Below are 10602 nucleotides of genomic sequence, written 5' to 3' on the forward strand. Positions count from 1 at the left end.
CAGGCGGCTACTTGGCCGCTTCGAGCGCCGCGAGAAGCTTCTTGGCGTCGGCGAGGTTCTCGGGATACTCGGCCGGGTCGGCGGGGTCCTTCGTCGCCTCGACCAGCTTGAGCACGCGGATGGCGTCGTCCTTGCGGCCGTAGTGCAGGTAGGCCTCGGCCAGGGGCTGATGGTTCGCGGTGTAGCGCGGCGACAGCCTGAGCGCCGTCTCGAACTCCTCGAGGGCCTTCTTCTTGTCCCCGCCGACGAAGCCCGGGACCTGCCACAGGATCTCGCCGAGCACGTTGTGCGCCCCGCCGTGCGACGGGTCGAGGCGGAGGACCTCCGCCATCTCTTTTTTGAGAGGCTTGATGATGAACAGCGCCTTCATCAGGCCCTTCGTCTCACCCCAGCGCCCGATCGCCACGCCGAGCCAGAAGTGGGCATCGGCGGTCCGGGAGGACAGGGCCACGGACCGCTCGCAATCGGACTTGGCGGACTCGTAGAGAGCGAGCTTGTCGGAGCGCTTCTCCTTTTTTTCCGAGAGACGGACCTTGGCCCGGCACAGGCGCCACAGATAGCCGGCCTTCCAACCGTCGTCCCCGCCGACGGCTTCGCTCTTCAACGCGTCCTTGAGCCCGGAGATGTTCTTGTCGAGGTTGTCGTCGAGATGGCGCTGGAAGTACTGGGCGTCGAACGATTCCGGCGCGGGGATCTTGTTCGCCCGGGCGGGCAGGGCCAAAACTGAAAATACCGCGATGCCTGACACCGCCATCGCGGCGGCCTTGGCGGCCCAGTGGGCGGCGCGAGCCATCGAGTCGGCCGTGGTCTTGGCGCCGGCGTCGGCGAAGGAGACGACCTTCTTGAACGGCAAAGCGGCGCGCGACACCTGGCCGGCGACGGCGACGCAGGGCACGCGCGCCGCTTTCGCGGCGCGCGCCAAAACGACGGGGGCCTTGCCGAACAGGCTCGTCTCGTCGAGGCGGCCCTCGGCGGTGAGCGCCAGGTCGGAGCGCTCGAGCGCCTTGAGCGCGCCCGTCTTCTCGAGGACCCAGTCGGCCCCGGGCACGAGCTCCGCTCCCGCGAACGCGAGCAGGCCCGCGCCCAGGCCGCCCGCGGCGCCCGCGCCGGGCACGGCGGCGACCGACACGCCGAGGTCGCGGTTCAAGGCGCGCGCCCAGACGGCCAGCGCCGCCTCGATCCGCCCGACCTGCGCCGATGAGGCCCCCTTCTGCGGGCCGAACACCCGCGCCGAGCCCTTGGGGCCGAGGAGCGGGTTGGTCACGTCGGACAGCGCGATCACCTTCACGCCCGCCATCAGGGAGCGGACCGCGCGGGCGTCGACCGAGCACAGGCGCGCCAGGCCCGACACGCCGTCGGGCAGCTCGCGGCCCTCGCAGTCGAGCAGGCGCGCGCCGAGGGCGCGCGCCATGCCCGCCCCGCCGTCGCTCGAGGCGGTGCCGCCCAGGCCCACGATGACCGTGCGCGCGCCGCGCCGCACCGCGTCCCGCATCAGGTCGCCGCTGCCGCGCGAGGTCGCCTCCATCGGGCGGCGCTTGCCGGGCGGGACCAAGGCCAGGCCCGAGGCGCGGGCCATCTCGATGACGGCCAGCTTCTTCGCCGGGTTCCAGAGGTAGGACGCGCGCCGGCGCTCGCCCAAGGGGCCTTTGACCGGCGCCGAGACGATCCGGCCGTCCAGCGATTCGCGGAGCGAATCGATCAACCCGTCCCCGCCGTCGGCGACGGGGATGGAGACGATGTCGGCATCCCTGAAAACGGCGCGGACGCCGCGGGCCAGGGCCTTCGCTGCGTCCACGCACGACAGGCTCCCTTTAAAGGCGTTGGGAGCGACGAGTACCCTCATTCGAGCAACCGCGTCAGGCCGTTTATTAAGAAAGGAGATCCGCGGCCCCGTACGTTTACGGATACATCCCGCGGATCGACGCGGCCTTGCCGAGGCGGCGCAGGCCGACCATGAAGGCGCCCATGCGCATGTCCACCTTCTCCTTCTTGGACAGGTCGTAGACCTCGGTGAAGGCGCCGACGATGATGTCCTGCAGGCGCGCGTTGATGTCCTTCTCGCTCCAGAAGTAGGCCTGCATGTCCTGCACCCACTCGAAGTAGGAGACGGTCACGCCGCCGGCGTTGGCCAGGATGTCGGGGACGAGGACGACGCCCTTCTTGTGCAGGATCGCGTCGGCCTCGTTCGTCGTCGGGCCGTTGGCGCCCTCGACGATGTACTTGGCCTTGATCCGGTCGGCGTTGCCCTTGTTGATCGTGCCCTCCATCGCCGCCGGGATCAGGATGTCGCAGGGCAGCTCGACGAACTTGTCGATGGCGACCTTCTCGGCCTTCGGGTAGTCCATGATCGAGTCGTGCGTCTTGCGGTACTCCATGATGTCGTGGAGGTCGAGGCCCTTCGGGTCGTACAGGCCGCCGCCGACGTCGGAGATGCCGACGACCTTGGTGCCGTGCTCGGCGAAGATGTTCGCGGCGTTGGAGCCGACGTTGCCGAAGCCCTGGACGATGACGGCGGACTTGCGCAGGTCGAAGCCCTCGCGCGCGGCCAACTCGCGGGTGACGTAGAACACGCCGCGGCCGGTGGCCTCGTTGCGGCCGAGCGAGCCGCCGATCTCGATGGGCTTGCCGGTGACGACGCCGGGGCAAGAGTAGCCGATCGTCATCGAGTAGGTGTCCATGACCCAGGCCATGACCTCGGCGTTGGTGTTCACGTCGGGAGCGGGGATGTCCTTGTCCGGGCCGATGATGATGGAGATCTCGGCGGTGTAGCGGCGCGTCATGCGCTCGAGCTCGCCGCGGGACATCTTCTTCGGGTCGCAGATCACGCCGCCCTTGGCGCCGCCGTAGGGGAGGTTGACGACCGCGCACTTCATCGTCATCCAGAAGGAGAGCGCCTTGACCTCGTCGAGGGACACCGACGGGTGGTAGCGGATGCCGCCCTTGGCCGGACCGCGGTCCATGTTGTGCTGGATGCGGTAGCCCTCGAAGACCTTCACCGAGCCGTCGTCCATCTTGACGGGGACCGACACGGTCAAGATGCGCTTGCAGTGGCGCAGGCGTTCCAACGCGAAGGGCTCGAGCTTCATCGCCTTGCCGGCGCGGTCGAGCTGCTCCATGGCCTGGGCCCAGGGATTGGCCTCGTGCGCTTCGGCATGCTCGAGGGGCTTCACGACGGGGGACGGCTTGGCGGTGATCTTGGTGTCCATGGCCGGATTCTACATAAAAACGTCACCGCGTCAAATGATTCCGGTGCCAGGCCTCCCATTATCCCATTACTCACACCGGCCCGCTGAACGGAGTAATGGGATAATGGGAGGCCTGGCACCTTTCAAATGATAGAATCGGCGCGCATGAACTGGCGCAACAAGTGGGCGTTCTGGGGAACGGTCGCGGCGGTGCTGGCTTTGATCAGCGTGCCCTCCGTGACCTGGGTGGCGGCGATCAACGATTACCGCCGCTTCCTCTCGGGCTGGGAGCCCGCCCCGCTCAAGCCGACCGGCACGACCTTCACCCCCCGCGACCGGAGCGGCGCGAACCTGCCCGCGCTGACGTCCGTCGAGTTCCGCCACAAGGCCCCGAAGGCCAGGTCGGTCGAGCTGGTCGGAGATTTCAACGCGTGGAAGCCCGGCCTCCTTAAGATGACCCGCGGCGGCGACGGGGTCTGGACCGTGTCGATCCCGGTGATGGAAGGCCGGCACAAGTACCTGTTCCTCGTCGACGGGGAGCCCAAGGTGGACGAGCGCGCGGGCACCGCGGACGGGCCCGAGGGGCGCCGCGTCTCGGTGAGGACCGTCAAATGAAGGCCCTGGCCCTGCTCGCCCTGCTCGCCGGCTCCGCCTCCGCCCAAGCCTTGCCCGGCGCGGTCGTTTGGCTCCCGCCCGAGGATTTCCGTCAGTGGAGCGGGGTCGACGCGCTGATGCGGTCCGACCCGGACCTCAAGCTCACGATCGGAGTGACGCCGGCGATGGCGACGCCGCTGGTCAAGGCGGCGCTGCTGCCGTGGGTCGAGAAGGGCCGCGTCGAGCTCGCCGCGCGCGTCAACGGCGATCCCGTGCTGACCGTGGTCGCCGGGCACCCCTCGGCGCCGCGCCCCCAGGACGCGCTCGAGCGCGCCGCGGAGACGCGCGAGCGCCTGCAGAAGCGCCTGGGCCTCGCCCCGGCGGGCTTCATCCCCGGCGCGGGAGCGTTGGACGCGGGCCTCGCGGCCGCCCTCGGGCAGAGCGGCGCCGTCTGGATCCTGGCGGGCCCCTACGCCGCCCCGGAGGAAGCCTGGGTCTCGGGAGGAAGGGCCGTCATCGTGCCCGCGAGCGCGACGACCTTATTCGATGAGAGCGCGTCGACGGCCTCCGTGTTCCTCGCCGCGGCCGCCGGCCTTCCCCGCCCCCCGCAGGGCTGGGCGACCGTCGGCGACCTCGCCCTGTCCAAGGCCGGAGCGCCCTCCGACCTGGCGGGCATCGCGGCGTGGCCCGCCTGGGACGAGGAGGCCGCCCGGGTGCCGCCCGCCGACGCGGGCGCCCGCGCCGCCTGGGACGCCTACGGCGCGGCGGCCGAGGCACTGGAACGCTACCAGAACTCCGGCTCGGCCGACCTCCGGACCCTCGACGCCGCAGTCGAGCTCCTGCGCCGCGCCCAGGCCGCCCGCCACTTCCGCGGGACCGGCGCCGAGGGCATGCCGGCGGCCCTGCGGACCGCGCTGCTGGCGGTCTACAAGCGCCTGAAGATCCCCGCGCCCGATTCGCTGTACGACTCATCTCTCGCCGAGGCGGCGGCCGCGGGCCCGAAGGAGCGGCCGACCGGAGTGCGGGCGCTGAGCGGCCCGTCCTGGCTCGAGTTCCGCGCCCCCCTCGGCACCGTCGCGCTGCTGCCCTCGCTGACGCCGGGCGCCACCTCGGCCATCGTCGACGGCGGCTCGGCGGCCGACCCGTGGCGCATCCTGACCTTGCGCGCCGAGTGGAACGACGAGGCCGTGCGGCTGATCCTGAAGGTCGGCCGCGCCTCCAACGCCCCCCCGCGCCCGATCTACGAGATCTACACGGACTTCAACAAAGTCCTCGGCGCGGGCCGGGTGCCGCTGCTCGAGGGCCGCGGGGCCGTCGTCCCGGCGCGCGACGCCTGGGAGCTCGCCCTGTCCATCGTCGGCGACGAGGCGCGGCTGTACCGGGCCCGCGGCGGCGGGGAGCCGGAGGAGACCGCGGCGTTCAAGGCCCAGTGGCTGGCGGACCGCGGCGAGGTCTCCGTTTCCGTGCCGCGCTCGTTCATGCGCGGCAATCCCGCGCGCTGGGGCTGGGCCGTGGTCGCGCTCGCGGAGGATCCCGCCCGTCCCGGGCGCCGCCCCGCGGCCTCCCTCGTCGGCCCCGACGGGACGATCCTGCTCGGCGCGCTGGCGCCCGCGGACCAGCAGAAGCCCATCCTGTCGCGCGCGAACTCGCGCGTCCCGGCCGCCCGCCTCGAGCCCTAGACGCTAGCGGCGCCGCGGCCGGGCCCGAGGGGCCCGGCACAGACGCGGCTGAGGAAATCCTATCTGCGTCTAGTCACGCGGCGGGAGATCTGAGTGGAGTTCCCGTTGGGGTCGGAGACCGTGATGAGGATCTCGTTCATCCCGTCCTTCAAGGGCACGGTGACGACGAAGTTCCCGTCCTGGTCGATGCGCATCGGCTTGCCGCCCACGTCGACGCGCAGGCGGTCGTCGCGCAGGACCCCGGAGACGCGCACGTTGTCGGTGTCGATGTAGGCCTCCTCGGCCGGGCTCGCGATGACGATCGCTTTTCTAAGGTCGGCGGTGATGCCCGCCGACGCGCGCTTGACGCCGACGGTGTAGTAGCGCGGCTCGGAGAAGCGGCCCTCGGTGCCCAGAAGGTCGATGATCGCGATGCGCCACCAGTAGGCGCCCGGCTTGAGGCCTTCCTCGTTCGGGCGCAGCCGCTCTTCCGCCTCGAACTTCTTGTCGAGCACGATCTTCTTGAACTCCCGGTCGGTCGCGGCCTGGACGAGATAGCCGGCGATCGGCAGACCGACGCGCAGGGACTGCAGGTCGCCGCGCAGGCTGTCGGCGTCGGCCTCGGGGACAGGCGCGAGCCCCGCGGGGCCCCGGGGCTCGGGAGCGGGCCCGCCGCCGACCTTCACGGCGGAGGCGTACTCGAACGCCCGGTTCTCCTTCTCGGGAAGGTTGACGATCACCTTCGGCACCTCGGGCGCCAGGCCCGGACGGACGAGCGTGCTCATGCCGGCGGGGACCTCGACGCTGCTGCCCTGGGCGTCGACGCCGGCGGCGCCCTTGAAGACGTCGACGCGCGTCGTGAGGTCGGCCTCGACGGTGGCCGAGTAGCGGGTGTCGCGCGTGCGCGGGGTGATGAGCGCGGACGCCGTGACGACGCGCGCGCGCCCGGCGAACACGGAGCCGGCCTTCAGCTCGAGGTCGCCGTCGCGGTCCTGCGGCTTGATGACGGCCATCGAGTTCGGCTCGAGGCTGAGCAGCTCCCGGTCGAGGAGCTTCACGCGCGCCTTCGACTCCTCGAGCGTGCGCACCGTGTCGCCCTGGAACAGCTCCATCGCGAGCTTGCCCGTCTTCCAGCTCGCGGTCTCCTTGCTCCGGTACAGCACCCGGTTGATCGCGTAGACGAGGTGCGCGGCGCGCAGCTGCGCCTTGATGAGGCGGACCGGCACGCGCAAGGTCATGCCCGGAAGGGCGACCGTGGGGTCCTTGGTGGGCAGCTTGTTGTGCTTGAGGATCTCGTCCCAACGGGCCGGGTCTTTCAGATATTTGTTCGCGATGGCCCACATCGTGTCGCCGGGCTTGACGACGACGTTCTGATAGGTCGTGCCGTCGTCGACGTCGGCGCGGCACGGCAGGGTCGCGGCCAACAGGAGGACGGCGGCGAGCAGCCTCATACGAGGGCGGCCGCGGGCTTCACGCTGCCGTCGGGCTGCAAGGTCAGGCCTTTCTTGATGGTGAAATAGAAGCGCGCCCCCTGGCCGGGCGTGGACTCGACCCAGATGCGGCCGAAGTGGGCCTCGACGAAGTACTTGGTGATCGTCAGGCCCAGGCCGGTGCCGCCGCGGCGCTGGCCGGGGACCTGCTCGAACTTCTCGAACACGCGCTGCAGGTGCTCCGGAGGGATGCCGTCGCCGTTGTCCTCGACGCAGGCCTTCAGCTCGCTTCCCGCGTCGGTGATCGAGACCGTGATCGCGCCGCCGTCGGGCGCGAACTTGATCGCGTTGCCGAGGAGGTTCGTGAACACCCGCTCGAGCATGTCGGAGTCGCCCTCGACGGAGAACTCCTCGACGGCGACCAGGTGCACGGAGATCCTCTTGGCCTTCGCGAGCTGCTCCAGGATGTCGATGGCGCGGCCCGCGACGCCCGCCAGCGAGAGGGTCTTCAGCTGGAGCTTCGCGCGGCCGGACTCCATCTTCGCGATGTCGAGGATGTTGTTGATCATCGCCATCAGGCGGCTCGTCGAGCGCCGCACCGAGGAGACGATCGTCTGCTGGTCCGCGTTCAGCACCCCGGCCGTTCCCTTGAGGAGGATGTCGATGAAGCCCATCGCCGAGCCGAGCGGGTTGCGCAGGTCGTGCGTGATGTAGTTGAGGAAGTCGTCCTTCATCATCTCGAGCTCGCGCTCGAGGGTCACGTCCCGGATGGCGAACACGACGCCGAGCTCGGCGCCGCGGCCCGGCGTGACGACGGAGCTCGCCGCGACGCGCAGGAACTTGCGGGTCTGCGCGCCGGAAAGGTCGGCCTCCTTGAAGCCCTTGCCGGGCTCCTTGGACACCGCGACCAGGGCGTCGCGCAGGAGGCCGTCCGGAAGGGCCTCGGCGATCGGGCGGCCCTCGATGTCGGCGTCGGGGGCGAGGCCGAACATCTCGCGGGCCTGGCGGTTGGCGAGCTGGACGCGGCCCTCGCGGTCGGCCATGACGATGCCTTCCGCGATCGAGAACATGATCGCCTCGGTCTTGCGCTGCTCGGCGATGAGGCGGTCGACCTGCAGGACGGAGTACGAGCGCAGGCGCGCGGTCATCGTGTTGAACGTCTCGGCCAGGTGCTGGAGCTCGTCGCCGGTGTGGATGTCGACGCTCGCCTGGAAGTCGCCCCGCGCGACGGCCTCGGCCGCTCGCGTCAAGGCGAGCAGGGGCGCGGTCAGGGCGCGGGCAAGGAGGAAGGACGCGAGCAGGGCGATGACGACCGTGACGATGACGGCGATGCCGGCCGTGCGGCGGGCCTCGGTGGCGGCGAGATAGGCCTCCTCGCGGCTCTGCAGGACGAGCACGGCGCCGCCCAGCACGGGGATCGGGGCGTAGGCGCCGACGCGCTGCACGCCCGTCGGGTCGGTGAACTCGCTCGAACCGACGCTGCCGCCGGAGCCGAGCGCCGCGCGGGTGATCGTCCAATCGGGCAAGGTCGCGAGCTGGAGGCCGCGCGGGGTCGTGGCGCCCGACAACGGCCGCCCCTCGCCGTCGACGAGCACGGCGAAGCCGGTGCCGCCGACGCGCTCGGCCGCGATGCGCTCGGCGAGCTCGCGCAGCGGCACGACGACGCGGGCGTACACGCCCCCTTGGATCGGCCGGTGCAGGACGAGCATCGGACCGGCCGGGCCGCGCAGGATCTCGGCGCCGCCCTTGCGGGAGATCGCGCGGCGCAGGGCGGCGCGCGCGGCCTTCGGGTCGAGCGCCGTCGGGGCGCCGGTGAGCACGGGGCTGAAGGCCTCGAGGATCGCGCCGCCGTTCTCGCGCAGCAAGGTCACCGAGGCGACGCCGCTGCCGGCCTCGACGAGGGCGCGGGTGAGCTCCTGCTTGTCGGGCCAGTCCATCCGCGCCCGCAGGCCGACGATGGCGACCTTGACGCGCTGGTCCACGGAGTCCACCCAGCCCTCGACCTGCTCGGCGGTCTTCTCCGCGAGCTTCACGTGGAGTTCGAGGACGGCGCCCTGCACGGCGTCCTGGTTGGACTGCACGATCTTCCAGGACAGCACGGAGACGGGGATGAGGGCCAGAGCCCCCATCACCAGCGCGACGCGGCGGAACAATCCGGAACGGAGCCAACCCATGATTTCCTAATAAGGATAGGCGTAAGCCCAGGCCCTGTCAATACTTCGTCGGGGAAACCCTAGAGGATGCCGCGGATGGCCGCGACGAACAGGGGCAGGAGGAACCAGGCCCACCACAGCGGGACCGGCGCGGGCTGCGCGGCGGGTGCTAGCGGCGCGGCCGGGGACGCCGCGCGCGAGCGCGCGGCCAAGGTCCGCGCGCCGGGGACGGACTCGGCGAAGGCGCGGGCGACGGAGAAGGCCTCGAGCATCGCGCCCCGCTCGAGGAAGGCCGTGGACGGGCCGGGCGGGATGGGGCGGGGAGCGGAGGCCGCGGAGGGCGCGGAAGCCATCGCCCCTTCGAGGGCCGAGCGCACGCGCACGACCAGGCCCGAGGGCGACAGCTCGAGGGCGAGCGGGCGCGGGGCACCGAGCACGGGCAGAGGCACGGCGGAGGCGGACGCCTCGGTGGACGCGCCGGGCAGCCGGCCGTTCGGCGCGGCGGAGCGGAACATCACGGCGGACGCGCCGCCGGCCGCCGCGGCGCCCGGGACGGAGGCGACGGCGTCCTGAAGGGTCTCGCCTTCCGGCGCGAAATAAACGGCGTTCCGGTTCGGGGCGTGGCCGGCTCCGAGCGCGGCCTCGGCGCTCGCGGGCGAGAGGCGGCTGCCGGCGCGGCGGCCGAAGGAGAAGACGCCTCCCTCCGGGATCGCCGCGGCGATGGCGGGAGCGTCGCCCGCCGCGGCCGAGGGATCCGCGAGCGCGCCGCGGCCCTTCTCGTCGCTCTGATCGAAGAAGGCGCGGCCGAGGCCCGCGGCCTTCTCCGGCCGCGCGTGCTCGAGCGAGGAGGCGTCGGCGAGAGGGTTCGCGTCCGCCGCGCCGCGGGAGGCGCGGGACGAGGAGGCTTCGCCATCGAGCGTCGAGGCGGACGCGTCGCGGTCGCGGGAGATCGCGAGGGACGGGGCGCCGGGAGAGGTCTTGGCGGGCAGAGCGGGAGTCCGGTCGGCGGCGCGGCCCTTCACGGCCGTCGTCTGGCCGGACGCGGGGCGGACCGCGGCGGCCTCGGGCCGGACGGCGGCCGCGGCGTCGGCCTGGCCGACGAAATGGTTCACGGGACCGAAAAGACCGGGGACCGGAGACGGCAGCAGCGGGATGGCGCCGCGCAGGCCCGCGCCGGAACCCAGGGAGGGCGCGCCGAGCGCGCCGCCGCCGGGCGCCGCGACGGGCACGGCCGGCGCCGACGGGCCGGCCGGGGCGACGCCGCTCTCGACGGGCATGACGACGCCCGCCCACGAGGGCGAAACCAATAGGAGCAGCGCGAATAACGCCTTCACGGCCCGAGTCTAGCACAAACCCGGAAGAAAGTTCAGCCGAAAAAAGAACGATTTTTTCGTCTTTTTCTCCTAGGACCTAGGGCCCATGGCGCCCGGGGCCAAAGGGCCCAGAAAAACGCCGCGGCCGGACAATTCCCATAATTCCACCTCGGATCCGGCGGATAACGGCGGCCTCAGCCGGGGGAGCGGAAGAATGAACCACAAAGACACGAAGTCACGAAGAAGAACGGATCGATGGTTAACGGCAT

Annotated in this window: 7 protein-coding genes; 2 read left to right on the forward strand and 5 right to left on the reverse strand. The window is 71.4% G+C overall.

The genetic code is table 11. From position 1 onward, the window contains the following. Positions 1 to 7 precede the first annotated feature (7 nt). Positions 8 to 1843: a glycerate kinase gene (locus HYV14_03105; GenBank protein ID MBI2384983.1), complete on the reverse strand. Its 1836-nt coding sequence runs from the start codon at positions 1841 to 1843 to the stop codon at positions 8 to 10. 55 nt (positions 1844 to 1898) lie between these two features. Further along, complete coding sequence (locus HYV14_03110; protein ID MBI2384984.1) at positions 1899 to 3206, reverse strand: Glu/Leu/Phe/Val dehydrogenase; 1308 nt, start codon at positions 3204 to 3206, stop codon at positions 1899 to 1901. Between the two features lie 144 nt (positions 3207 to 3350). Here HYV14_03110 and HYV14_03115 point away from each other — a divergent pair, with 144 nt between their 5' ends. Together HYV14_03115 and HYV14_03120 are read left to right on the forward strand one after the other, a co-directional pair. Continuing rightward, positions 3351 to 3800, forward strand: coding sequence for a hypothetical protein (locus HYV14_03115; protein MBI2384985.1), 450 nt, complete (start codon positions 3351 to 3353; stop codon positions 3798 to 3800). Further along, complete coding sequence (locus tag HYV14_03120; protein MBI2384986.1) at positions 3797 to 5458, forward strand: hypothetical protein; 1662 nt, start codon at positions 3797 to 3799, stop codon at positions 5456 to 5458. Before HYV14_03115 ends, HYV14_03120 begins: the two co-directional genes overlap by 4 nt. Positions 5459 to 5517: 59 nt before the next feature. Here the strand turns inward: HYV14_03120 and HYV14_03125 are convergent, their stop codons facing one another. From HYV14_03125 to HYV14_03135, 3 genes are read right to left on the reverse strand one after another with little or no spacing between them, the layout of a single operon-like run. Further along, a complete protein-coding gene (locus HYV14_03125) occupies positions 5518 to 6888 on the reverse strand; it encodes a LysM peptidoglycan-binding domain-containing protein (protein ID MBI2384987.1) in 1371 nt (456 codons plus the stop codon). Next, positions 6885 to 9041: a HAMP domain-containing protein gene (locus HYV14_03130; GenBank protein MBI2384988.1), complete on the reverse strand. Its 2157-nt coding sequence runs from the start codon at positions 9039 to 9041 to the stop codon at positions 6885 to 6887. Before HYV14_03130 ends, HYV14_03125 begins: the two co-directional genes overlap by 4 nt. Positions 9042 to 9100: 59 nt before the next feature. Next, positions 9101 to 10354: a hypothetical protein gene (locus HYV14_03135; protein ID MBI2384989.1), complete on the reverse strand. Its 1254-nt coding sequence runs from the start codon at positions 10352 to 10354 to the stop codon at positions 9101 to 9103. Positions 10355 to 10602 lie beyond the last annotated feature (248 nt).

This window comes from Elusimicrobiota bacterium (genome assembly GCA_016182905.1).
Lineage (GTDB): Bacteria > Elusimicrobiota > Elusimicrobia > UBA1565 > UBA9628 > GWA2-66-18.